The following is a 25,291-nucleotide window of genomic DNA, read 5'->3' as shown; positions in this document are numbered from 1 at the left end:
TTTCCATAAGTGAGGATGAACCCTACACTTATGGAACTTAAGCGTTATTTATCTCATTTTTCGTTGCTTATTTCAAGACTTCGATAAATGACTGCATCATTCGACTACCTTGCTTTGTTCCAATGGATTCTGGATGAAATTGAAGTCCATAAAGAGGGTAAATGACATGTTTGATAGCCATTATTTCATTGTCATCTTCTGCTCGAGCAATTACTTCCAATTGGTTTGTTAAAGACTTTTCTTCAATTACAAGAGAATGATATCGCATGACCGAAATTGGTTCATTAAAAGACTCGAACAAAGCATGATTTTTATACGAAAGGGTGGATATTTTTCCGTGCATAATTGTTTTTGCTTGCACTATTTTTGCTCCGAAAGCTGCCCCAATCGACTGATGCCCAAGACAAATACCTAAAATGGGGTACTGTTTGTATAGCTTCCGAATTATTTCGATAGAAATACCTGCTTCAGCAGGAGTACCTGGACCGGGAGAGATAATAATTGCCATCGGATTCAGTTCAACTATCTCACTTATAGTAATGGCATCATTGCGAATGACTTTAACCTCTTTGCCAAGCATACTAATTTGCTGGTATAAATTATAGGTGAAGGAATCGTAGTTATCGATTAATAAAATCATCGTTGAACCTCCAAAAGAGCCTTTGCTTTATTAATCGTTTCCTCGTATTCACTTTTTGGAATAGAATCATAGACAATACCTGCTCCAGCTTGGACATGGGCGTGATGGTCCTTAACTACCATAGTTCGAATGGCGAGCGCTAAATCCATGTTACCAGTAACCGAAATATAGCCAACCGCTCCCGCGTAAACACCACGTTTCATAGGCTCTAAATAATTGATAATTTGCATAGCTCTAATTTTCGGTGCTCCAGATACAGTACCTGCTGGTAGACAAGTTGTTAATACATCTAGAACATGAGAATCTTTTTTTAATCTGCCTGTCACTTCGGATACAATATGCATGACATATTTATAGTACTCAACTTTCATATATTTCTCGACTTGAACTGTTCCGACTTCAGCAATCCGACCGATATCATTGCGACCTAGATCAACGAGCATCCGATGCTCTGCAACTTCTTTTTCATCTGTTAATAACTCATTTGTTATGAGAGCATCTTCCTCAACGGTTTTTCCGCGGTGTTTCGTCCCAGCAATAGGGTTCGTTGTCACTAATCCATCTTTCACTTTTACTAAGCTCTCAGGAGATGTTCCTAAAATGATATAAGTTTCAAAATCCATATAAAACATATAAGGAGATGGATTGGAAGTGCGAAGCTGTCGATACAATGAGAAAGGGTCTCCATTAAGAGGAGTAGTAAAGCGCTGAGATAATACTACTTGAAAAATGTCACCCTTAATAATGTGATTTTTCGCTTTTTCCACCATCTCCGTAAATTCCTTTTCTTGCATCTGCGGCTTAAAAGAGAGCTTTGGCTCCATACTTTCAGGAATTAGTGGTCCCTGCTGAAGCTCAGAGAAAATCTTTTCAATGGCATTAGTCATTGCATTTTCAGATCGTCCATTTTTGAATAGATCAATGGCCGCAATAGTAACAGTTTGTTTCAAATGATCGAAAATAATAAAGGTATCATAAAACATGACATGTACATCTGGCATTTCTAGATCGTCGTTTAATAGAACTCCAATTTTCTCAGAGTAGAATGCAGTTTCATAGCTAAAATACCCAATAGCTCCCCCAAAGAAAGTAAATGGATAAGAATCTCGATGTATTGGCAATATCTTTTTAAGCTTTTCTATTACAGATTTTTGTTCTTCTTCTATTTTTCCATTTTCATAGGACAATGAATATCCATGCTGGTTACCTGTTAATTCCCTGATGGGATCCACTGCGATAAAGGAATATCTTCCACTTTCCTCATGCTTTGCGGAGGATTCAAATAACATTTTTTTCTTTCCAAGCAATGAATGATAAATGGAAATAGGAGTCATCATGTCCCCTTGAATTTCTTTCATTTGGTAGCGTCTCGTCTCAACTGTCATAACTTTTCTCTCCTTTTCTCAACTAATCTCAGCTCAACTAAACACAAAAAGGCCCTCCATCAAAGGACGGAGAGCCGTGGTGCCACCTTTATTGATCACTATTGTAATCCACTTATTGCAACCAAACAGTTGCTAGTCCTATAACGTAGACGAACGCCAAAACCTACTGAAACTAATTGTTCAGCCTTGGAGCTAAGAAGCCCATTCACTTTATAGCTTGCACTGACTTGCACCACCGTCAGCTCTCTGAAGCAATTCATAAAGCTACTATTCTTCCTCATCGCTTGTTATAGTCTATTGTATTATAAGTTATTTTAAAATTCAATCGATTTTGCGGCACTCATCCCGGCAATTTTTCCGGTAACAAGTGCAGAGGTGATATTGTAGCCACCTGTGTAGCCATGGATATCCAATATTTCACCACAAAAATATAGTCCTGCTTTTTTCTTTGAAGCCATAGTTTTAGGTTCTATTTCTTTAATGGAGACACCTCCACCAGTAACAAAAGCTTTTTCTAAAGGTTGTGTACCGTACACAAAGACAATAAATTGTTTTAACTCATGAGCAAGTGCACGAATCTTTTCGTGTGCAAGATTTTGGCCATCTTCACTCTCTTGAATAGCGGTGCGCTGTAGTAAAAATAAAAGCCATCGTTCAGGTACAATACCTTTCCAAACATTTTTCACTGCTTTTTTTGGATCTTCTTTAATAGCGGACAGCAACATTTGGAAAGTTTCTTCCTCATTTTGTTCCGGAAGACTGTCAATTCGAACTGCAACAGGCTGTCCGCCATTTTTCTTTTGTTCCTTTACAACGAATTGACTGCATCTTAAGACTGCAGGGCCACTTAAGCCAAAATGGGTAAATAACATATCCATTTCGTGTGTGATAATTGCTTTTCCTTTTTTATTTAACACTGAAACACCCGCACCACGAAGCGCTAGACCTTGAAGTTCTTTTGACTTGATAAAAGCCTCATTGGACAATAAAGGTACCTCTGTTGGATATAAGTCCGTCACAGTATGTCCAGCTTTTTCGGCCCATGGATAACCGTCCCCGGTTGATCCGGTTTGAGGAACTGCTTTACCCCCGACCGCTACTACGATTGCATTAGAAGTAATTTCTTCACCTGAAGCAAGTCTTACGCCAATTACTTTTTCATCATTCATCAATAACTTAGAAACTACTGAATTTAATTTAATTTCTACCTGTAATCTTTTTAATTCATCTAAAAGAGCATTTACAACATCCATAGCTTTATTGGACACTGGGAACATTCTACCGTGATCTTCTTCTTTTAAGGGCACTCCAAGATTTTCAAAAAAATCAATGATATCTTCATTATTAAAAACAGAAAACGGGCTGAATAAGAATCGACCATTTCCAGGGATATTTTTTACGATTTCTTCCTGAGGTAGCCTATTAGTAACATTACAACGACCGCCACCAGATATAGCAAGCTTTTTCCCAAGCTTATTTCCTTTTTCAATAAGAAGCACTTTCCTTTTTTCTGCACCAGCTGCCGCAGCAGCCATTAATCCTGAGGGACCCCCGCCAATTACAATAACGTCATACATAATAAATTCACACTTTCGGTTTTTTCTTTATTATACATGATTGTGGTTTTGTTTAGACAGTTGTAAACTGTAAGATAGACATTTTAACTTCATTAAGCTAATGTTTTTTGCGACGAGTTAGCTCAGGAGCGGAAGTATCCCACTTCTATAAGAGGTGCGGTGAATATAAATATGTATTCAACTAAGTGGTGTCTACAAAGCCCTGCTTAATAAGGTTAAGGCCTCTGGCGGATGCTGCAGATTCTCAAGCAAGGTCGAGATAAATCTGGGAGCACTGTTTTCTGCGACGAGCTTGTGCAGGAGTATATTCGTCGAGGCGAATATGATAAGATTGGACGGGTTCGATGGCATCAAATTTATTGAAAGGGACAATGATCCTAACGGTCGGTCTCTTATTATCAAGAATACTAGGTGTTCTTTATGTAATACCTTTTTATCAAATAGTAGGAGAAGAGTATATAGCGCTTTATCAATATGCCTATACACCATACTCTATCATGCTGGCAATTGCAGTTTCTGGAGTTCCAGTTGCAGTTTCAAAATTTGTATCTAAATATAACGCTCTAGGAGACTACGCTACTGGTAGAAAGCTAGTAAAATCGAGCATGCTACTTATGGCAGTAACAGGATTCTTAGGCTTTTTAATTCTTTTTTTCCTTGCTGATCCTATAGCTCATCTAATTATTAAAGATGATGAGGCAGTGTTTTCAGTAGGTGATGTAGCTTCTGTGATTAAATTTGTGAGTTTTGCTGTAATTGTAGTTCCACTAATGAGCTTAGTAAGAGGTTTTTTCCAAGGCTATCAACATATGACACCTACTGCAGTTTCTCAATTGTGGGAACAAATTGTTCGAATACTTTTTGTACTAGTCGGTGGCTTTTTTGTTGTTTACATATTTAAGGGTACTGAGAAAACGGCGGTTTCGTTTGCAGTATTTGCAGCATTTTTAGGGGCAATTGCAAGCTTGGTCGTGTTATTTTGGTATTGGAAAAAACTTAAGCCAGAATTTAATAATCTGCTCACGGGCTCGGGTAAACCAAGTTCAGATATTTCTTTATCGAATATTTATAAAGAAATGCTGATTTATACAGTACCTTTTGCACTTGTGGGAGTAATAAATCCTTTATTTCAATTTATCGATATGATTACATTTAATAACGCAATGTCTACGATTGGAATAGGTGGTGATGTATCTAATACTTTGTTAGGTATGTTGAATTTTAGTACTCACAAGCTTGTAATGATTCCAGTTATGCTAGCAACAGGTTTTAGTATGACGTTGATTCCCTTGATTACTAGCTATTACGCCAAACAAGACTTTGTGCAGGTTCGTAAATCATTGGACCAGTCTTTTCAAATTTTATTGTTTTTGACGGTTCCTGCAGCAATGGGGATTTCCGTATTAGCAGATGAATTTTACTTTGTGTTTTATGAGGAGAGTGAAAGAGGGGCCGCAGTGCTTGCGCATTATGCACCAGTTGCTATTTTGTTTGCATTATATCCAGTAACAACTTCTATACTTCAAGGAATTGATCGACAAAAGCTAATTATTTTAAATTTACTACTTGGAATTCTAACAAAGCTAGTGCTCAATACGCCACTTATTAAAGTGTTTGAAACAGATGGAGCTATTATGGCAACTGCATGTGGATATATGGTCGCGATTGGGTTAAATCTATTTGCTATACACAAAACTTTACATTACAGATCGACTATGGTCATTCGTAGGGTAATGCTAATCTTAATAGTGAACCTAGCCATGTTGACTCTTGTGTTTTTATCAAAATGGACACTAGGACAGCTAATGACGATTGATACTAAGCTAGAAGGGCTGTTATCAATTATTGTTTGTGCAGGTATAGGAGCTGCTTTTTATGCGTTTGTTACTTTACGATTGGGACTTGCTCAAAAACTATTTGGTGATAGACTCACCCGTTTTACGAAAAAAATTGGTTTCTAGGAGAATTAAATGCGATTAGATAAATTTCTATCTCATATGGGATATGGTACGAGAAAAGAAGTAAAAATATTGGTCAAATCGAAAGCTATTCAAGTAAATGAAGCTGTTGTTAAAGACAGCTCCATGCATGTAAATGAATTTAAGGATAAAGTAACAGTTTACGGAGAAGTAGTTGAATATAGGGAGTTCATCTATTTAATGATGAATAAACCACCTGGAGTAGTCTCTGCGACAGAAGATTCTAGGGATCAAACAGTTATTGATCTTTTAGATGATGATGTTCGTCATTTTGAACCATATCCGGTGGGAAGATTAGATAAGGATACAGTTGGACTTCTTTTATTGACAAATGACGGAGCTTTAACACATCGACTTCTATCCCCAAATAAGGATGTACCAAAAGTGTATTATGCCAAAGTGGAAGGTGTAGTAGACGAATCGGATATTATGGCCTTTTCCAATGGTGTAATATTGGATGATGGCTATCATACAAAGCCAGGCATATTAAATATCTTAAAGAGTGGTCCTACTTCGGAAATAGAATTATCTATTACGGAAGGGAAATTCCATCAAGTGAAAAGAATGTTTGAATCGGTGGGAAAAAAAGTAGTTTATTTAAAAAGGTTATCAATGGGGATGTTACTATTAGATAGCTCTCTTGAAGAAGGAACGTATAGAGAATTGACTGAAGAAGAATTAGAACAAATACAGCAAAAGAATGACCTCGCTTAACTATTGAGCTTGGTCATTCTTTTCATATTGTTACTATCTAAGATGTCAATTTAACTCGTTTGTTCGTCGTGGTCCATTTGCCTCTTGTCGGACTAATGACTAAGTCATTAAAAGCAAGCACATTCAAATCTCGTTGAATCGTGCGAGGAGTGATGCCAAATTCATCGACTAAGTCTTGTGTTGTAACTGTTCCGTTATCTCGGATGAACATATACATGTCTTTAATTCGAATTAACATCCGATCAGTAGTTGGTTTCAAAAGTAACCACTCCTTCATCATGATATCTCTTGGCTAGACTAGCGGACGACTTGGGTGAAAAGCAACTGAGTAATTGCAATTTACAGCCCCTTTACTAAATTGTAGTCAAAATATTTACTTTCTGACAATTCCATTATAGTAGATTTCTATTGAAATTTCTATAGAAATTATGATATTTACAAATAATTCACATTTCTTTTTAGTTTTGGAACAGGCTATTAAAACATTAAAATCAGCGTTATCTAAGTATTTTAAGAGCACCAAATACTGTCTAGGAATAAAAAGGATGATATTTTCCTTTCGCAAATAAAACCCTTTTGGAAGTAAGTAAAAAATATTGAGAGCAATTAGACTAGCGTGTAAAGAAACAAAATTCCAAATTAAAGTAAATAATTGATAAGCCAAAGTAATAAATCCTCTTCAGGACGTTGATCAAAGTTTAAAACAGGCCATTAATTACCTTCTTTTTTTGTGTCTTAAGCTATAAAAAGTGTAAAATGGAATATAAGTATTATTTAGGAGGAAGCAAATATGAACTGGTTAGAACTAGCAGAATCGAAAAAAGCAGATATCATAGCAGAATTGCAAAGATTAATACAAATTCCAAGTGTGATGGATGAAAAAGCTGGTAATGATGAAATGCCTTTTGGTCCTAAACCATTAGAAGCTCTTTTACACATGTTGAACGAGGGTGATCAAGAAGGATTTGTAACTAAGAATGTTGATAACGTAGCTGGACATATTGAAATGGGTATTGGAGAGGATATTTTAGGAATCCTTTGTCATGTAGATGTTGTCCCAGAGGGTAAAAACTGGACATATCCAGCATTTGAAGGTGTAGTGGCTAATGGTAAAGTGTATGGTCGCGGTGCTATAGACGATAAAGGGCCAACGATAGCTGCCTGGATGGCGATGAAACTAGTGAAAGAAGCTGGGATTGAACTTTCAAAAAAAGTACGTCTCATTATTGGAACAGACGAAGAAAGTGGATTCCGATGTATGGATAGATATTTTGAAAAAGAGGCAATGCCCGAAATGGGGTTCGCTCCAGATGCAGATTTCCCGATTATTAATGCAGAAAAAGGAATCGCAAGTTTAATTTTTACTCAAACTGGCTCAGCTGAGACAGAAACGATTCAATTTTTCCAAGCAGGAAAACGTACAAATATGGTACCAGATGAAGCATTTGCAGTATTGTTTGGTGGCCTACATATGATAAAAGAAAAATTCCAAGAGTTTGCAGCTGAACATAATGTAGAAGGAGAAGTCACACAAGAAGGTCCTATGGTTAAAGTACTTGTCTATGGTAAATCAGCTCACGCAATGGAACCGGACGATGGCGTTAATGCGGGGGTTGTATTAGCGAAATTCTTGCAAAATATTAATTTGACTCCTCATTCTAAAGCATTCGTTAACTTTTTAGTGAATTCATTTGGGGAAGATAGTAGAGGACATTCACTGGCACTCAATTTTACAGATGAAATTTCAGGGGAAACGACTTTAAATCCAGGGGTCATTCACTATGCGCCTGCACAGGGATCTTGTACACAAGTGAGTATGCGTTATTCTGTCAGCTATCCCTTCGATGAACAATTAAGTGCGTGTAGAGATGCACTTGATGGTACAGGTATTACATTGGATCTGGGTACTAATTCTAAGCCGCATTATGTCGATAAAGAAGATATACTTATTAAATCATTACAGAAAGTATACGAAAGACATACTGGAGAAAAAGCAGAGCTATTATCTATCGGTGGTGGCACATATGCGAGGGTACTAGAAAAAGGGGTAGCGTTTGGTATGGTTTTCCCTGGTAGAAAAGATGTAGCGCATCAAGTGGATGAATATGTAGATATCGAGGATTTAGTTAAAGCAACTGCTATTTATGCAGATGCTATAGTTGAGCTTGCAGGAATTTCAAATTCGGAGGGGAAATGAGTATGGTAAAAATATTATGGAATGATCAATTTGTAAATGAAGAAGATGTGAAAATTGGATTCGAAGATCGTGGATATCAATTTGGAGATGGAATTTATGAAGTGATTAAAATATATAACGGAGATATGTTCACTGCTACAGAACATATTGATCGCTTATATGCGAGTGCTGATAAAATTCAACTAGTAATTCCATATACAAAAGATGTCATGCACAAAATGTTATATGATTTAATCGAAATGAATGAGCTTAAAGATGGGCAGATTTATCTTCAAGTTACACGCGGTACTAGCATGCGTCAACATAATTTCCCTGTACCGGCGGTTGAATCTGTATTAACAGCGTATACAAAGGAGACTGTACGTCCTCTTTCGCAATTAGAAAATGGAGTGAAAGCTTGTTTTGTGGAAGATGTTCGCTGGCTTCGCTGTGATATTAAATCGTTAAATTTATTAGGAAATGTTCTTGCGAAACAGGAAGCGATTAGTAAAGATTGCTATGAGGCGGTATTACATCGTGGAGAAACGATTACAGAAGGTTCATCGTCTAATATGTACGGCATTAAAGATGGAGTTTTATACACCCATCCGGTTAGCAATTTAATACTTAATGGTATTACTCGCCAAGTTATTTTAAGTTGCTGTGAAGAAATAGGGTTATCGGTAGTTGAAGAGGCATTCACAAAATCACTAGCACTAGAAATGGATGAAATGATTATGTCTTCTACGAATGCGGAAGTAATGCCAGTAATTTCAATTGACGGTCAATTAATTGGCAACGGCAAACGTGGCGAATGGACTGAAAAAATTCAAGTGGCTTTTGAAAAAAGAATTCCTTCGTCCGTTAAAATATGAACAAACATTATTTTATCGCTATAAAGATTCCTGAGCCGGTTGCAACTGCAATTATTCGGGAACGTGATAAAACAAATTTACTACAGACACATAAAGTACTACCCGTAGTTGAGGATCTTCATATAACGCTCTATTATTTAGGTGAAGTTGAGGAAAATACATTAGAACAAATAATTGATTCTCTTCGCCTGTTAGAGTGGGATTCATTTGAACTGAAAACACGTGGTGTGGCACATTTTGGAAACAAATCCACTCCACGCGTTGTGTATACTGCGATAGAAAAAAGTAATCCTTTGCAATTCTTACAGCAACAAATTGTACAACTTTTAGCGGATTTTATTGAAGTACAGAAAAAAAACGAATTTACTGCCCATATTACAATTGCAAAAAAATGGGGTTCTAAAGAATCGCTAAATTTATCAGAATTTGCACTACCTGATTTAGCCTTTGAAGTTCAAAGTTTCTCTATTTTTACGATTAATACGAATCGTTCTCCGCGTTATGAAGAAATAAGTATAGTTAAGTGGAGGAGGGGTGGAAATGGCACAACTAGTTAAACTGCAAGATTATATCTCGCGTTATGAAATTGATTTAAAAAGGTACCCAACTCAATTTGTGCGATTAAAGAAACAACAGTGGGATCGAACAAAGGAAGAGTGGGAACGAGGATCTTTTAATTCTGATTGGATCGAAAAAGAACAGGAAGTTGTTGTAGAATACGAGAAAAAGTCACTTTTCTCTATTCTTTTTCCAAAGCATAAAAAAGAAATAGTAGAAGATATAGAATGGCAAAATGATGAATTGACTCAAGGGATACCAATACCAGAAGAATCTACTACGTTACTTTTTGAACCAAAGCTAGTATATAAACCTCAAACAAAAGAAGAGTTAAAGCGGATGTATTTGGATCAGTTATTTCATTTTCAATTAAAATGGGCAAGCTCCACTTTACGTGAAAAGTCTTATGTTGATCCAAAGTATATGCGTGATTCCATGTTGAGGGATTTAACTCAGAAACTACCAGATAATTATTTTTTATTTTATTATCCTATTTTAAAGCTTAAGAAAGCACCAATTGAGTTAGATATTATACTTATACTTCCTACTGAAGTTGTATGCATTGTAGTTCTTGAGGACAAAACTTCCGATGCGTTTATAGGAAGTGGGGATCGGTTCTGGCTAAAGAAAAGTGGAAAAGAAGAGAAAAAAATATTAAATCCAACGATTAATCTAAATCGAATGGAATCTATATTAGGGCAGATCTTCCAAAAGCAAGAAGTAGAGTTACCGATAAAAAAAGTAATTCTTTCAAGAAATGGCTATATTGATTATCCTGGAAACTCGTATCAAACCGAATTTATCGATACTAGAAAATTTCCAGAATGGTTTTTATCATTGAAATCTTCCCATTCTCCGATGAAGCATATGCAATTTAAAGCAGCACAAGCAATATTGGACCTAGTACAAACCACTTCGTATTCAAGATCTAGCTCTGATTTAGGTAGTGCGGAACAAAATGAGTAATATAGTTTTTATCGTAAATGAGCATGCAGGGAATGGGTTAGGTAAAAAGGTGTGGAGAAAATGGAAAAAGGCTATCGATTTTCCCCACACCGTATTTATAACAGAAAGAAAAGGTCACGCAACTGAAATTGCAAAGAATTGTGCAGAATCTATGAATGATTTGCTAATTGTTGGTGTTGGCGGTGATGGAACTATCCATGAAATTATCGTTGGCGTATTGAGTTTTGAACATGTTCGAATTGGTATAATTGCTGCAGGTAGTGGGAATGACTTTAGCCGAACTTTCTCCGTTTTTCATACTCCAAAGGACATTCAGGAGTTTGTATTTAGAAAGCTTCCTACAAAAATGGATATTGGTACCGTACAAACTTCTGATACAACCTACCAATTTGTTAACAATGCAGGTTTTGGATTTGATGCAAAAGTGGCTTATCTTGCTAATTATTCTGTGTGGAAAAGCAGGCTAAACCTATTGCGACTCGGTAAACTTGCATACATAATATATCTCATTAAAGAATTATTTACATTTAAAAAATTTTCTTTTACCTTACATAATAAAGATGAAGTTCTCCGATTTGATGATGTGTGGTTTTTTGTTGTTTGCAATCAGCCGTATTTTGGAGGTGGAATGAAAATTTCACCAACGTCTATACCCAATGATCAATTACTTGAAATGACGGTTGTAAACAAATTATCAAGATGGAAATTATTATTTATTTTTGGTACAGTATTCTTTGGAAAACATACTAAATTTAATGAAGTTACACAGTTTCAAGCATCAGATTTTAATATGGAGATCCATGATGAGGTGTTTGGTCATGTAGATGGTGAGTTTACTTGTGTAACCGATAAAGATACAGTTTATACATGTTCAGTACTAGCTAACGCGTGGAATATAGCAAACCGTTAAAGAAAAAGGAGTTTTAAAAATGAGGTTAAGAAATAAACCATGGGCAGAGGATTTTATCAATGCTCATCCAGAAATAGTCATACCAAACCCAGAAGAAATCAAAGGGAAATGGAATGTAGAGTTTAAGAATGATTATCCATTACACATCGAAGTAGGTTCAGGAAAAGGACAATTTATAACAGGAATGGCTAAGCAAAATCCAGAAATCAATTACATTGGTATCGAGCTATATGATAGTGTAATTGTGTCTGCATTGGAAAATGCCATTGCTGCACAGCCATTACCGAATTTACGATTATTGAAAGTTAACGGTTCAGATCTTGCGAAGTATTTTGAAAAAAATGACGTAGACCGTGTCTATCTTAATTTCTCAGATCCATGGCCAAAAACTAGACATGCTAAACGGCGCTTAACGCATGCAGAGTTTTTAGAGTTATACAAATCTATTTTGGTTGACCATGCTGAAATTCATTTCAAAACTGATAACCGAGGTCTATTTGAATATTCCTTAACTAGTATGTCAGCCTTTGGAATGCTTATCAAAGATGTTTCACTAGATTTACATGTTAATATGCCTGAGGATAATATTATGACAGAATATGAAGAAAAGTTTTCCGCAAAAGGACAACCGATATACCGTGTGGAAGCAAAATACGTATAACTTCATTCAGCAAATGAATGATTCAACTCAGTTGGGGTCCAAAATCCCTGCTGAATAAAGTTAAAGCCTCCGGTAGATGCCACAGAGAAATTTATCGAGCTCGATAAAATCTGTGCGCACTGTTTTCTGCGATGAGCTTGCGTTGGAGCATTTCCTGCGGAGCTGCCGAGGCATATTTGATTAGGGGGTCAGAGGATGGACACGTTTAAATTTCATGAAATGTCATTCACATGGTTAAAGGGAGGAACAACTTTTATGGACGGGGGTGCCATGTTTGGAGTTGTTCCAAAACCATTATGGGAAAAGAAATATCCTGTCAATGAGAAAAATCAAATTGAACTACCTTCAGATCCACTACTAGTCCAATATAAAGGGCAGAATATTTTACTGGAATCAGGTCTTGGTTACCGAAAAATGACTGAGAAACAATTACGAAACTATGGTGTTACGGATCAATCTCAAGTGGAAGATAATCTTGTAGAATTAGGATTATTACCTGAAGACATCCATCTTATCATGATGACTCATCTCCATTTTGATCACGCTTGTGGCCTGACAAAATGGGGAGGAGACCAAATAGTATCTACATTTCCAAATGCCAAAATATATGTTTCTGATGTTGAATGGAATGAGATGAAAAATCCCAATATTCGTTCTAAAAATACGTACTGGAAAGAAAACTGGGAGGCAATTGAGAGTCAAGTTATACCATTCACTAATTCTTTCGAGGTAATAGAAGGTATCGAAATGATTCATACTGGAGGTCATAGTGACGGACATAGTATTGTTGTATTTAAGCAAGCAGAAGATACTATCATACATATGGCAGATCTAATGCCCACACATGCACACCAAAACCCACTATGGGTGCTTGCATACGATGATTATCCAATGACATCTATATATGCAAAAGAAAAATGGGTCAAACAAGCACTTCAACATAATTACTGGTTCAGCTTCTACCATGATGCTTTCTATCGAATGATCAAATGGTCTGAAGATGGAAAAGAAATAATGGATATAGTGGAGAGAAGTCGGTAAATAAAAAACGAGCAGTGACATTTAGTCATAGCTCGTTTTTTATTTTTGTGAATAATTAGCCAATCAAAAGTTCGAATGGATTAGAAAAAGAAGTGGATAAATTTACCTTTTTGCAAGTAAATCACCTTGGAGTGCAAGTAAACACACGATGACCACAAGTAACTTATAAAGGAAAGCAAGGAAATTTCTCGTTAGAGCAAGTATTTGGCGGTTTTACGCAAGTAAATAGCCTTAGAGATATAGATTTAATCAGAGAGAGTTTTTCTAATTAGCTAAATTGCAAGGATGTTTTAACTGCAATTTTCAAACGACACAAAAAATGGTTTATCATGATGAACCACTCTTTTCCAAAGCTTAGATTTTCACTAAGTCCACAACGGATCCTGTTTTTGCATCTGCAGCAAACTCAAATTGCTCAAGTTCACCGTTTTTTACACGAGAAATTCCACCTTTATAAACTTCCATCCTAATAGCTGCTTTTTGAAATTTCTCAGGCGTCATATATATCCATGATCCATCAATTGGACCCTCTTGTTTAAAAGAATTTTTAATTTCGTTTAATACTAACTCTGCTGAACGATTGAAATCCATCTTATTTGTAGCTTTGCTGGCAATAACACCAATAACAATTCCAGTTCCAAGGCCCATCATATAATCCTTTAATTTCATTAGTATTCCTCCCTAACCTATTTTTTTTAGTGTATCATACATCTTCGTTACGATTAAATTTTTCGGTTTACGAAGTTTTATTGTAGTAAACCAAACAATATTTTATTACAATAGAAGGTGAAGATAATTATCTATATAGCTTTAGGAGGCTTTTTTATATGAATGAAGAAACGCGCTCACTATTTAAAACGTTGACAGAACTACCAGGAGCTCCTGGAAACGAATATGCTGTTCGTGCATTTATGCGCAACGAACTAACTAAATATTCAGATGAAATTGTACAAGATAATTTAGGGGGGATATTCGGGCTAAAAAAAGGGGATGAAAATGGTCCGAAAATTTTAGTTGCAGGTCATATGGATGAAGTCGGATTCATGGTATCTGGTATCACTGATAATGGAATGATTCGTTTTCAACCATTAGGTGGTTGGTGGAGCCAGGTTTTACTTGCACAACGGGTAGAAGTTGTCACTAAAAATCAAACGATTCCTGGTGTAATTGGTTCTATTCCTCCACACTTGTTAAGTGATGAGCTTCGAAACAAACCGATGGATATAAAAAATATGCTGATTGATGTTGGAGCAGATGATAAAGAGGATGCTCTACGAATGGGTATTAAACCGGGGGACCAAATCTTGCCTGTTTGTCCTTTTACACCAATGGCAAATGATAAAAAAATTATGGCAAAGGCTTGGGACAATCGTTATGGCTGTGGATTAGCAATTGAACTTTTAAAAGAAGTACAAAACGAGCAATTACCGAATATGCTTTATTCTGGTGCAAATGTTATGGAAGAAGTTGGTCTTAGAGGTGCACAAGCATCAGCAAATATGATAAACCCAGACTTATTCTTTGCCCTAGATGCAAGTCCTGCTAATGATGCTTCTGGTAACAAGAATGAATTTGGACAGCTAGGAAAAGGAACACTTCTTCGAATTTTCGACCGTACAATGGTGACTCACCGTGGTATGCGTGAATTCGTCTTAGATACTGCAGAAACAAATAAAATTCCATATCAGTATTTCATCTCACAGGGTGGTACAGATGCTGGACGTGTTCATACATCAAATGAAGGTATTCCAAGTGCTGTAATTGGTATTTGCTCTCGCTATATTCATACTTCGGCATCTATTATTCATACAGATGATTACGCTGCAGCAAAAGAACTTATTGTTAAACTAGTTAAAACATGCGATCGTACAACTTTAGAGACAATTAAAGCGAACGTATAAAAAAGGATGCCTCTTGAGGCATCTTTTTCTCTAGAAAGAAGGGTTAATGTATGAAAATATTAATAGGTACAAATAATAGAGCTAAAACAAAAGCTGTTAAATCGATTTCTAGTATTTATTATCCAAATGCTATATTTGAGAATATAGAAGTTCCATCTCTAGTTTCCGATCAACCGATGAGTCAAGAAGAGACTAGGCAAGGTGCTATTAACCGAGCTAAGCATCTGATGGTAGGTTCTGATGCATTGTTTGGGATCGGTTTAGAAGGTGGTGTTCAAGAAATAGATGGCCAGCTGTACATTTGTAATTGGGGGGCACTGGTGACGCAAAACGGAGATGTTTTTACGGCAACTGGAGCCGGTATTCCATTGCCTAACGAAATAGCGGAACAATTACTGGCTGGTGCGGAACTTGGACCTGTAATGGACGTCTTTACTAATAAGAACGAGATACGGCATGATGAGGGAGCAGTTGGTGTATTTTCAAATGGACTTGTTAATAGAAGTGCTATGTTTGAGCATATAATGTTATTATTGATTGGGCAATTTGAATTTTCCTATAAGCCCTTGTAGTTGAAATCGTACGTGATCACCGTTAAAATATATAGCAGTTATGCACTGAATGGAGGAAAGAGAATGACTCGAAAATGGATGCGATTATTTATCGCGTCAATAGCTGTCATTTTATTAGCTGGATGTTCTTCTTTAGAGGAACAAACTGCAGATGGACTTGAAAATGCAAAAGTAGCATTTCAGGGTGATGCAGAAAAACCAAATGAAAAAGTGAACGAAATGAATATATTTATACCTAGTGGTTTTTCAATAGAGGAAGAATCGGATGAGACGAATATAATTCTTTCGAAAGGAAAAGATTCATTTATTCTCTTCATTAATCCGAATGAATTACCGAGCAGTAAACTATACTATGATTTGATGTCGTCAGATAATAATCTAAAGGTTTTAGAAGAAAAAACATTTGAGCAAAACGGACGTTTTGGATTTGCTGCGGTTATTGAAAACAGTGAAGAAAAGTATGAGCTTATAACTAGTATTGGTGGTATTAAGCTAACAACTATTTCAGAGCAACAAGATATTGCAAATAATTTAGAGAAAATGATGTTAATTGTTCGCTCAATTCCAACAAACTAGAGGAGTGGTACATATGCAAAATCTAGCTTCAGTAAATCAATTCAGAGAACTAAAGCAACAAGGAAAAGTCGTATTTAAATTTACAGCTGACTGGTGTCCAGATTGTCATTTCATCGATCCTTTCATGGGAGAGATTGAGGAGAAATTTGGGGATATTACTTTTATTTCTGTAGACCGTGATCAGTTCATCGATTTATGTATCGAGCTTGATATATTTGGTATTCCTAGTTTCCTAGCATATGAAAATGGCGAAGAAAAAGGTCGATTTGTTAGTAAAGACCGTAAAACTAGAGAGGAAATTGAATCATTTCTTCAATCGATTTAATCCATCAAACGGTTCACCTAGTGGACCGTTTTGTTTATGAAAGGAAAAGATAATAGATGAAAGCACTTGAACTTGTAAGACTATTAAAAACTCAGCTTTCCGAAGATATATACACTTATGATTATAATAGAGAAACAAATAAGCTTAGATTGACTCATAAAGCAACAGGGAAAGGAATTGAAATTTCAATCCCTCCAATTTTAGCCAAATATGAAACGAAAAAAGAAGTGGCGATTAATGAAGTCGTATATACGATAAACGAGACTTTTCAAGCAATGGAAAAAGAAATGGCGGGAGAAATAGATCCATCATTATCTGTATATCCAGTTATTCGATCAACTTCTTTCCCACTTAAGTCTAATGAAGGTAATCGTTTTATCATAAAAGATCATACAGCAGAAACACGTATTTACTATGCAGTCGATCTAGGAAGCACTTACCGGTTACTAGATGAAAAAATGTTAGCAGATTGGAAAGTAAGGGAGACGGAAGTCCGTGAACGAGCACTCTTCCAAGTTAGGAATTTAGAGAACCGCTTTAAAACCGACGAGGTTGCAGGTAATATTTTTTATTTCTTTAATAACAACGATGGATATGATGCAAGCCGTATACTGAACGAATCGCTATTAAAGGACATGAAAAAGAAAATAACTGGTGATATGACTATTTCTTTACCCCATCAAGATGTTATGATAATTGGTGATATTAGAAATGAAACAGGTTACGATGTTCTGGCGCAGATGACGATGCATTTCTTCACCGTAGGAACTGTGCCTATTACTTCATTATCTTTCATCTACGAAAATGGAGATTTAGAACCAATATTTATCATGGCGAAAAATCGAGTATCAAAGGAGAACGAAAACGAATGAATATTTTTTACAACAAACCTGGAGTTGGGGATGTCTTATTAATCCAATTAACACCTGAAAAAACAGAAAAAGTTATTACGGAAACCAAAGGTGATGTTACACAAGTAATAGATGTGAAAACTAACGAAGTATTGGCTATAAATATATTTGAATTTAGTAAATACAAAGTATTGGATCTACAAGGTAACGTTCCTTTAACCACAGAAATAGTAGAAACTATCCAACAAATATTAGAGAAAAACGATGTTTCTTTTACACTAGAAGTAGACCTATCTCCAAAGTTTGTAGTCGGTCACGTGGACTCATTAGAACAGCATCCAAATGCCGATAAGTTAAAAGTATGCCAAGTAAATGTTGGGGAATCGACTTTACAAATCGTATGCGGCGCTCCTAATGTAGAAGCGGGACAAAAAGTAGTAGTAGCTAAAGTGGGTGCAGTAATGCCATCAGGAATGGTTATTAAAGACGCTGAACTTAGAGGCATTGCATCAAGTGGAATGTTATGTTCCGCACGAGAATTGGCAATTCCAGATGCACCAGAAGTAAAAGGAATTCTTATCCTAGACGAGCAAAAAGAAGTTGGAAGTGAATTTTTAGTTTAATGAATGAAAAGCATGCCTCATCGGTGTGCTTTTTTTGTTTATGAATAGAACAATATATAATGTGCAGGAAAAACTGAGTTCTTGAATAATAAACAAATTATAATACCATTACAATTTTCGCGGTCGTTCGTCAACGTCCTCGCTTCTCTGATGGGTTTTCACTTAAAGCTAATCCCTCTACGTCGCTTTGCGTTCCAATCATCAATTCTATGAATATGCAGGGGCATCTAAAGACACTATTCTTTGCAGTTGCTCTATTCGATTCTACATATTTAATCTGTGAATAAGTAAAGTAATTTGGTTGAATTACCCAATGCGCAAGTAAAAGGTAATAGTCCGCCAGTAAATAAAGATTTTGGACAAGTAAATCCTCCACGAACGCAAGTATTCAGCAGACGGGAGCAAGTAATCAATTGGTGAGAGCAAGTAAAGAAAAATCTAGATCAAATCATTCATTAAATATAAAGATATTAATGCTTCTTGAGTATATAAAATCAGTGTTTCTGGTATTTATCGTATAAATTAGCGTTAGAGCGATCGAAATTGCATCTTTGTGCCGCCTGTTCTATAAACTGGAAGATCTTTTAGCCAGTTTTTCTCTCGGAAAAGTACATGTCGGTTACAAATGTTCGTATGTAATTAACTTGTGGAACGGTATATTTATCCATATATATTGAATTCCCAATACATAAGTGGCATTTTTCAATTGGTTAAATACCTAAAACACATGATTTTTTTCCCATTCTATCTTATAAATACAGACGAAACCTATTATTATTGGTAGAATAAGAGGTATCTTTTAGAAAGAGTGATGAATTTGAATTGGTTAAAAAAATTATTTGCATCAGATGAAATAGAAGTTGAAGAGGAATATGAACAGCAGCAACAATACCAACAACACAATGTACATTCTACAACGAAGAAAGCTCCTTTTCGTTTTCCGTTAATTTCAGATGAAGAAAAAAATGGAGCATTATCTGGTTATCCAAAGGAAGAAAAAATAGTTGAAACATATAAAGAGGAACCTTACTTCAAGGAACCCGAATATAAACCATTACATGAACAAAACTTATGGCAGCAACGTGCACAGCCTACTGTCATACATCGTGCAGAGAAGAAAAAAGTGGAAGAAGTTCCAGCTATAAATCGAAAGAAAAGAGCATTCACACCTACCGAAGTTCCTTCACCGATTTATGGGTTCTCTAAAGCAGTAATAGAAAATAAAGAAAAAGAACAAGAGATTATAGAAGAAACAGAACCAAAAAACGAAGCAGTAATTTCGGAAATACTAAATAAACCAGAACCTATAAGTCCAGAACCAGAAGTGATTGCTGCAGAAGAATTAGTATATGTAACTGAACTAGAAGAAAATATCCAGGTTGATGTAGTAGAAGAGGATGTACCAGTCACCGAGTTAGTAGAAGGTGTACAAGCTGAAGTAGCTGTAACGGAAGCATTAGAAAAAAATGAAACTGTTCCTAATACGGAGTATTTAGAAACTGAAAAACCTTTAAAAGAAAACATTAGACCTTTTAATGTTCTAATGTTGAAATCAGATAAAAGTAAAATGAATAGAATAGATACTATGAACAAAATATCCCCTGTAGCTAATAAAGCGGTTACTACAACAGCGTCAACAATTCCGCGAGAACAAAAACAAGTAATGAATCAGGAATTAAAGTCAATAATAGTAGAAGAGCAAGAAGAGGTCCAAACTAATTATGTAAGACCTTCTTTTAGTCATTTACTTCCTCCTGAAATGAATGTGGAGGATAGAGAATGGATGGAGGAGCAGGCATTTACATTAGTTGATGCGCTATCTCATTTTCAAGTTGCGGGTGAAATTGTTCAAATGGTACAGGGACCAGCAGTCACACAGTTTGAAATCACGGTTGGTCAGGGAACAAAAGTAAGTAAAATACGTAACTTAGCAGACGATCTCAAACTTGCATTAGCAGCAAAAGATATTCGTATTCAAGCTCCAATTCCAGGGAAGAGCTCTATTGGAATTGAAATACCAAACAGGAATTCTCGTGCAGTTCGTTTATCTGAAGTTATAAATACAGATATATTTTTACATTCAGAGTCCCCGTTAGAAGCAGCCTTGGGATTGGATTTAACAGGTAAACCAGTCACTCTGGATTTACGTAAAATGCCTCATGGACTTATTGCAGGAGCAACAGGGTCTGGGAAATCTGTATTTATTAACTCATTATTAGTAAGTCTGTTGTATAAAGCAACGCCAGATGAAGTAAAATTATTACTAATCGATCCTAAAATGGTGGAGCTCGCACCGTTCAATCACATTCCACATCTTGTCAGTCCAGTGATTACGGATGTAAAAGCCGCAACTGCTGCGTTAAAATGGGCAGTGGAAGAAATGGAACGACGCTATCAATTGTTTGCACATATTGGGGTACGAGATATTACTAGATATAATACACTTGCGACAGAAAAGCGACAGTTTGCACAAAAGCTCCCATATATCGTCATTGTTATAGATGAGCTTGCAGATTTAATGATGATGGCACCAACGGAAGTAGAAGATGCTATTTGCCGAATTGCACAAAAAGCAAGAGCATGTGGGATACATTTAGTATTAGCTACACAACGTCCTTCTGTAGACGTTATTACTGGGTTGATCAAAGCTAATATACCTACTCGAATTGCATTCTCTGTATCATCACAAATCGATTCGCGTACAATTTTAGACCAGCAAGGTGCGGAACGTTTACTTGGAAAAGGAGATATGCTTTATCAAGGGAATGGCATGTCTAGCCCAGTACGTATCCAGGGAACCTATGTCTCTGATGATGAAATTGAGAGTGTTATTGAATATGCTAGAAGTCAAGGCAATCCTGACTATATGTTTGAACAAGAGGAACTTCTACAAAAAGAAATCACTTCAGAGCAAGATGATTTATTCGAAGAGGCTTGTCGTTTTATCGTAGAACAAGGTACTGCTTCCACTTCGTTATTACAACGTAAGTTTCACCTTGGATATAACCGAGCAGCACGCTTGATAGATGCTATGTATGAGAATGGATATATTACAGAGCAAAAAGGAAGTAAAGCAAGAGATGTATTGTTAACGAGTGATACTTTAGATGAAATTTTTAGTTAATAATGTTATCTCGAATAAGATTTCCACTTCAAGGTATGTCAATTTACAAAGTGAAAGTAAGAGTCCAACTGACTATAAAAGTCCGATATAGAGCATAAACAAAATGCACCACACCGTGCGGTTTCTTCAATGTTTATTGCATACAGCGTATAACGGGTCAACAGAATGTTGGTCACTTAGGGTATTGACAGGACGCGGCGTTTTTTGCTTAATTTCAATCAGTGGGGTTAAAGAACACCCCACTAACAGAAGTTTCACTTTTTTAAAGGTTTATACGAATAAGTGGTATAATAATGAATACGTCTAAATAGGCGCATGTAGTATTTAATGTATATAAGTGGGGCTAATCCCAGGAGGTTTCTACGTATGACAAAGTACCATTTTACAGGCATTAAGGGGTCTGGAATGAGTCCATTAGCGCAAATCTTACACGATACAGGCTATGAAGTTCAAGGTTCTGATATTGAAAAGTATTTTTTTACTGAAAAACCATTACATGATCGAAATATAGAAATATTATTATTCGATGAATCGAATATTAAAGAGGGTATGACTATTATTGCTGGAAATGCGTTTCCCGATAGCCATCCCGAACTAGTCAAAGCTAGAGAGCTTGGCTTAGAGATAATTCGCTATCATGACTTCTTAGGGAATTATATGAGTCAGTTTACCTCTGTAGCAGTTACAGGAGCTCATGGAAAAACATCTACTACTGGTTTGTTATCTCATGTATTGAGTGGATACGAACCTACATCCTTTTTAATCGGGGATGGAACCGGAAAAGGTATGTTAAATGCCTCTAACTTTGTGTTCGAGGCTTGTGAATATCGCCGTCATTTTTTAGCGTACAATCCGGACTATGCAATAATGACCAATGTTGATTTTGATCATCCAGATTATTTCCATGATATTGATGACGTATTCCAGGCATTTCAGTCAATGGCGATGCAGGTGAAAAAAGGAATTTTTGCTTGTGGGGACGACAAATACTTACAACAGATAAAATCGGAAGTTCCTGTCGTTTATTATGGTTTTGGAGAACATAATGATTTTGCTGCACGCAATATCGAAATTACACCAAAAGGTACATCTTTTGATGTATTTGTACGCAACGAATTTTATGATCGCTTCTCCATTCCGTTGTTCGGTGACCACACTATATTAAATGCTCTAGCAGTTATCTCTCTTTGCCATTATGAAGGAGTTCCTGCAGATACTATCCAAAAAGGTTTAGAAACCTTTGAAGGGGTCAAAAGAAGGTTTACGGAGACGATAGTTGGTAATGATATTATCATTGATGATTATGCTCATCATCCTACAGAAATAAAAGCAACTATTCAATCTGCTAGACAAAAGTATCCAACTCATCAAATAATTGCGATTTTCCAACCACATACTTTTACAAGAACTCAAAAGTTTTTACAAGAATTCAGTGAGGCATTGAGTTTGGCGGATCGGGTCTATTTATGTGATATTTTTGGATCTGCGAGAGAGAATGTAGGGAATTTAACAATTTCAACCCTAGGAGATATTATCGAAGGAAGCCATATTCTAACAGAAGAAAATGTTGAGGATTTGCAGACAAAGGAGCATTCAGTTTTCTTATTTATGGGAGCTGGAGACGTTCAAAAATATCAACATGCTTTTGAAGCAAAGTTAAATAAATAATAAAAAAGCTTAATCTATTTGGATTAAGCTTTTTTTTGAAGGATATTTAAAAGAAAAGTAGTATAGTATAGGTAGGAAGTTTAATTTGATTTGATTAGGGTAAAATTGTATTAAGACATATAAGTTTTTAGGAGGATGTACAATGGAAAATCTTTTATACATAGCCGCTATTATAGCAGCGGTTGCATTTCTAATACTTTGTATTAGTTTAGCAATGACATTATTTTCAGTTAAGAAAACACTTAATAATGTAGCGGGCACATTAGATGGTTTAGAAACAAATCTACAAAATATGACAAAGGAAACAGCTGAACTTCTTCAAAAAACAAATGATTTAGCAGAAGATATACAAGCTAAATCGGAGAAGTTAAATACAGTAGTCGATGCAGTTAAAAATGTAGGAACTTCTGTAAATGGATTTAATCATTCTATTCAACGTTTAACAACTTCCGTAACCTCTGAAGTTGAGAAAAATGAAGAAAAAATTGCCCAGGTTGTCCAATGGAGTAACGTTCTATTAGGTGTTCGCGACAAATGGAGAGAACGTAAAGCGTTAGAACGTGCTGGATATTATACTTATGAAAACGACAACCATAAACCACTATAATCGGAGGGATTTACATGACAAATCAAAAACAAACTAAACCTAATTACAATGAAGCAACTTATAATCATGAATATTATGCAAACCAATCATCTTATAATCAGCAAGGTCAATCGCATTATCCACCGGTACCATATTACAACAGTGATTCACGAGAGGATATTTACCGTGAAGAAGAAGTAAATGGTAAAGATTTTATCATCGGTGTGTTAATAGGTGGTATTATTGGTGCAACCACTGCATTATTACTAGCACCAAAAACAGGAACAGAGCTTCGTGGAAACCTTTCTACACAGGCTAGTCAGCTTAAAGAAAAGACGATGGACTTTTCAACAACTGCAAAAGAAAAAACAACTCAACTTTCTAAGCAAATTCAAGAGCAATCTGGACAATTAGTTGATAAAGTAAAAGCCATTAAACCAACTGCCTCTTCACCACTAGATGACGGTACCGCTTCGTCTGAAGGAGAAGAACCAATGGAATTTATGGAAACAATATCTCATACAACAGAGGAATTAACGGAACAAGAAGAAAATGCAACAGCAATTGCAGAGGCTATCAAAGAAGCGGTTGCTGAAGAAAAAAAGTAATTCAATAGAAAATAAAAAGGCATTGCGTAAGCAGTGCTTTTTTGTTTTCTAAAAATTAAAGAGGTAATTTCCTTCATAATATAGAATTTATGTATGAGACAATCATCATTATAGGGGGGAAGTTATGGGATATATTGAGGATTTACGAAAAAGTGTCGGCAATCATCCTTTAATCTTAGTGGGAGTTGCAGTTGCAGTAATGAATGAAAGAGGAGAATTGCTGTTACAAAAGCGTAGTGATGGTATATGGGGTGTTCCCGGAGGATTTATGGAATTAGGAGAATCTACAGAAGAGACTGGTAGAAGAGAGGTTTTGGAAGAAACTGGAATAGAGATTGGTAAACTTGAATTGGTGGGTGTTTTTTCTGGGAAACAGTATTTTGTTAAATTACCAAATGGAGATGAATTCTACCCCATTACAATCGCTTACGTTACTAAAGAAATTAGTGGTGGTGTTCTTAAGGCTGATGGTCAAGAGACAATAGAGGCTAAGTTTTTTACCATAAATGAGTTACCAGAGGGACTTAATCCTCTTATTAAAAATCTTCTCAGGAAATACCTTTCTTTATAAAGTAGTCAGGCAGAAGGCAACGGCACAAGTAAAATACTTTCACGAAAAAATGCTTTTTGCATAAAATAGAGTGAAAATGATATTAATTTACTGGGGGGTTATTGAATTGAACAAAAACATTTTTAATTTTGAACAAGATAATTCGGACCTCCAATCAGACAGTCAAGCAGCTAAAATCGCTGTCATTGCAGGAGCGATAAGTACGTTTGGCGATGCACTTGCCACTTTGTTTGCGATTCTTGCTATAGAAGAAGAACGACAAGAAAAAAATGGTTCTAGTGATAATAGAAATTTACAGAAACAGATTGATAATCTAACTTATGAAATCCAAAAAATAAAAAACCAGATAAGTAATCAGAATCGATACTATCTATAGTAGTAATCCAATTTGTTTTAACCTTTTG

Annotated in this window: 26 protein-coding genes and 1 other annotated feature; of the genes, 21 read left to right on the top strand and 5 right to left on the bottom strand. The window is 36.0% G+C overall.

The window, feature by feature from the left end; genetic code table 11:
* Positions 1-67: 67 nt before the first annotated feature.
* The 3 genes from MKY29_RS14625 to MKY29_RS14615 form a co-directional block, all read right to left on the bottom strand.
* Entirely contained in the window at positions 68-640 is a 573-nt protein-coding gene (locus tag MKY29_RS14625; protein WP_241597041.1) for an anthranilate synthase component II, read from the bottom strand.
* Positions 637-2,025: an anthranilate synthase component I gene (trpE, locus tag MKY29_RS14620; protein WP_340880156.1), complete on the bottom strand. Its 1,389-nt coding sequence runs from the start codon at positions 2,023-2,025 to the stop codon at positions 637-639. The genes MKY29_RS14625 and trpE overlap by 4 nt, the downstream gene beginning before the upstream one ends.
* A gap of 59 nt (positions 2,026-2,084) precedes the next feature.
* Positions 2,085-2,315: a binding site (T-box leader), on the bottom strand.
* A gap of 24 nt (positions 2,316-2,339) precedes the next feature.
* Positions 2,340-3,602, bottom strand: a complete 1,263-nt coding sequence (locus MKY29_RS14615; RefSeq protein WP_340880155.1) for a BaiN/RdsA family NAD(P)/FAD-dependent oxidoreductase — start codon at positions 3,600-3,602, stop codon at positions 2,340-2,342.
* A 344-nt stretch (positions 3,603-3,946) separates the two neighbouring features.
* On the opposite strand from MKY29_RS14615, the gene MKY29_RS14610 reads away from it, so the two are divergent.
* Both MKY29_RS14610 and MKY29_RS14605 read left to right on the top strand, forming a co-directional pair.
* Positions 3,947-5,563 carry a putative polysaccharide biosynthesis protein gene (locus MKY29_RS14610; RefSeq protein ID WP_340880154.1) on the top strand — a complete coding sequence of 539 codons (1,617 nt, stop codon included), beginning with the start codon at positions 3,947-3,949 and terminating at the stop codon, positions 5,561-5,563.
* A gap of 9 nt (positions 5,564-5,572) precedes the next feature.
* A complete protein-coding gene (locus MKY29_RS14605) occupies positions 5,573-6,295 on the top strand; it encodes a pseudouridine synthase (RefSeq protein WP_340880153.1) in 723 nt (240 codons plus the stop codon).
* A gap of 37 nt (positions 6,296-6,332) precedes the next feature.
* Here MKY29_RS14605 and MKY29_RS14600 read toward each other — a convergent pair whose 3' ends face one another.
* Positions 6,333-6,554 carry a DeoR family transcriptional regulator gene (locus MKY29_RS14600; protein ID WP_090564512.1) on the bottom strand — a complete coding sequence of 74 codons (222 nt, stop codon included), beginning with the start codon at positions 6,552-6,554 and terminating at the stop codon, positions 6,333-6,335.
* A 531-nt stretch (positions 6,555-7,085) separates the two neighbouring features.
* Here MKY29_RS14600 and pepV point away from each other — a divergent pair.
* From pepV to MKY29_RS14565, 7 genes are all read left to right on the top strand, one after another.
* Positions 7,086-8,492 carry a dipeptidase PepV gene (gene pepV, locus MKY29_RS14595; protein WP_093496199.1) on the top strand — a complete coding sequence of 469 codons (1,407 nt, stop codon included), beginning with the start codon at positions 7,086-7,088 and terminating at the stop codon, positions 8,490-8,492.
* A 2-nt stretch (positions 8,493-8,494) separates the two neighbouring features.
* Positions 8,495-9,346: a D-amino-acid transaminase gene (dat, locus tag MKY29_RS14590; protein ID WP_093496200.1), complete on the top strand. Its 852-nt coding sequence runs from the start codon at positions 8,495-8,497 to the stop codon at positions 9,344-9,346.
* Positions 9,343-9,903, top strand: coding sequence for an RNA 2',3'-cyclic phosphodiesterase (thpR, locus tag MKY29_RS14585; protein ID WP_340880152.1), 561 nt, complete (start codon positions 9,343-9,345; stop codon positions 9,901-9,903). Before dat ends, thpR begins: the two co-directional genes overlap by 4 nt.
* Positions 9,887-10,870: a nuclease-related domain-containing protein gene (locus MKY29_RS14580; protein ID WP_093496202.1), complete on the top strand. Its 984-nt coding sequence runs from the start codon at positions 9,887-9,889 to the stop codon at positions 10,868-10,870. Before thpR ends, MKY29_RS14580 begins: the two co-directional genes overlap by 17 nt.
* Positions 10,863-11,780, top strand: coding sequence for a diacylglycerol/lipid kinase family protein (locus MKY29_RS14575; protein WP_093496203.1), 918 nt, complete (start codon positions 10,863-10,865; stop codon positions 11,778-11,780). The genes MKY29_RS14580 and MKY29_RS14575 overlap by 8 nt, the downstream gene beginning before the upstream one ends.
* Positions 11,781-11,799: 19 nt before the next feature.
* Positions 11,800-12,441 carry a tRNA (guanosine(46)-N7)-methyltransferase TrmB gene (trmB, locus tag MKY29_RS14570; protein WP_093496204.1) on the top strand — a complete coding sequence of 214 codons (642 nt, stop codon included), beginning with the start codon at positions 11,800-11,802 and terminating at the stop codon, positions 12,439-12,441.
* Positions 12,442-12,636: 195 nt separating this feature from the next.
* Entirely contained in the window at positions 12,637-13,482 is an 846-nt protein-coding gene (locus tag MKY29_RS14565; RefSeq protein WP_093496205.1) for a YtnP family quorum-quenching lactonase, read from the top strand.
* A gap of 354 nt (positions 13,483-13,836) precedes the next feature.
* On the opposite strand, the gene MKY29_RS14560 is transcribed toward MKY29_RS14565, so the two are convergent.
* Positions 13,837-14,151 (bottom strand): hypothetical protein, encoded by a 315-nt coding sequence (locus tag MKY29_RS14560; RefSeq protein WP_241597007.1) that lies wholly within the window; start codon positions 14,149-14,151, stop codon positions 13,837-13,839.
* Positions 14,152-14,309: 158 nt separating this feature from the next.
* Between MKY29_RS14560 and MKY29_RS14555 the strand changes: the two genes are divergently transcribed.
* From MKY29_RS14555 to MKY29_RS14500, 12 genes are all read left to right on the top strand, one after another.
* Complete coding sequence (locus MKY29_RS14555) at positions 14,310-15,383, top strand: M42 family metallopeptidase (RefSeq protein ID WP_093496207.1); 1,074 nt, start codon at positions 14,310-14,312, stop codon at positions 15,381-15,383.
* Positions 15,384-15,433: 50 nt separating this feature from the next.
* The gene (locus MKY29_RS14550; RefSeq protein WP_093496208.1) at positions 15,434-15,955 is read left to right on the top strand and encodes a DUF84 family protein; all 522 of its coding nucleotides are present in this window, start codon (positions 15,434-15,436) and stop codon (positions 15,953-15,955) included.
* Between the two features lie 63 nt (positions 15,956-16,018).
* Positions 16,019-16,531, top strand: a complete 513-nt coding sequence (locus MKY29_RS14545) for a hypothetical protein (RefSeq protein ID WP_090564355.1) — start codon at positions 16,019-16,021, stop codon at positions 16,529-16,531.
* 13 nt (positions 16,532-16,544) lie between these two features.
* Positions 16,545-16,856 carry a thioredoxin family protein gene (locus MKY29_RS14540; protein ID WP_093496209.1) on the top strand — a complete coding sequence of 104 codons (312 nt, stop codon included), beginning with the start codon at positions 16,545-16,547 and terminating at the stop codon, positions 16,854-16,856.
* A 56-nt stretch (positions 16,857-16,912) separates the two neighbouring features.
* Positions 16,913-17,728, top strand: coding sequence for a DUF1444 family protein (locus tag MKY29_RS14535; protein ID WP_093496210.1), 816 nt, complete (start codon positions 16,913-16,915; stop codon positions 17,726-17,728).
* A complete protein-coding gene (ytpR, locus tag MKY29_RS14530; protein WP_093496211.1) occupies positions 17,725-18,330 on the top strand; it encodes a YtpR family tRNA-binding protein in 606 nt (201 codons plus the stop codon). The genes MKY29_RS14535 and ytpR overlap by 4 nt, the downstream gene beginning before the upstream one ends.
* Before the next feature lie 817 nt (positions 18,331-19,147).
* Complete coding sequence (locus MKY29_RS14525; RefSeq protein WP_418939825.1) at positions 19,148-21,454, top strand: DNA translocase FtsK; 2,307 nt, start codon at positions 19,148-19,150, stop codon at positions 21,452-21,454.
* A gap of 366 nt (positions 21,455-21,820) precedes the next feature.
* On the top strand, positions 21,821-23,122 hold the full coding sequence (murC, locus tag MKY29_RS14520; protein WP_093496212.1) for a UDP-N-acetylmuramate--L-alanine ligase: 1,302 nt from the start codon (positions 21,821-21,823) through the stop codon (positions 23,120-23,122).
* Between the two features lie 142 nt (positions 23,123-23,264).
* Positions 23,265-23,729 (top strand): DUF948 domain-containing protein, encoded by a 465-nt coding sequence (locus tag MKY29_RS14515; RefSeq protein WP_340880151.1) that lies wholly within the window; start codon positions 23,265-23,267, stop codon positions 23,727-23,729.
* Between the two features lie 14 nt (positions 23,730-23,743).
* Positions 23,744-24,316 (top strand): YtxH domain-containing protein, encoded by a 573-nt coding sequence (locus tag MKY29_RS14510; protein WP_090564338.1) that lies wholly within the window; start codon positions 23,744-23,746, stop codon positions 24,314-24,316.
* A gap of 124 nt (positions 24,317-24,440) precedes the next feature.
* Positions 24,441-24,887 carry an NUDIX hydrolase gene (locus MKY29_RS14505; protein WP_093496213.1) on the top strand — a complete coding sequence of 149 codons (447 nt, stop codon included), beginning with the start codon at positions 24,441-24,443 and terminating at the stop codon, positions 24,885-24,887.
* Between the two features lie 106 nt (positions 24,888-24,993).
* Complete coding sequence (locus MKY29_RS14500; RefSeq protein ID WP_340880150.1) at positions 24,994-25,263, top strand: hypothetical protein; 270 nt, start codon at positions 24,994-24,996, stop codon at positions 25,261-25,263.
* Positions 25,264-25,291 lie beyond the last annotated feature (28 nt).

Origin of the sequence: Psychrobacillus sp. FSL K6-2365 (genome assembly GCF_038003165.1) — a bacterium.
Taxonomy (GTDB): Bacteria; Bacillota; Bacilli; order Bacillales_A; family Planococcaceae; genus Psychrobacillus; species Psychrobacillus psychrodurans.
Note: the sequence above shows the minus strand (reverse complement) of the source record. Positions and strands in the feature narration are given on the sequence as shown.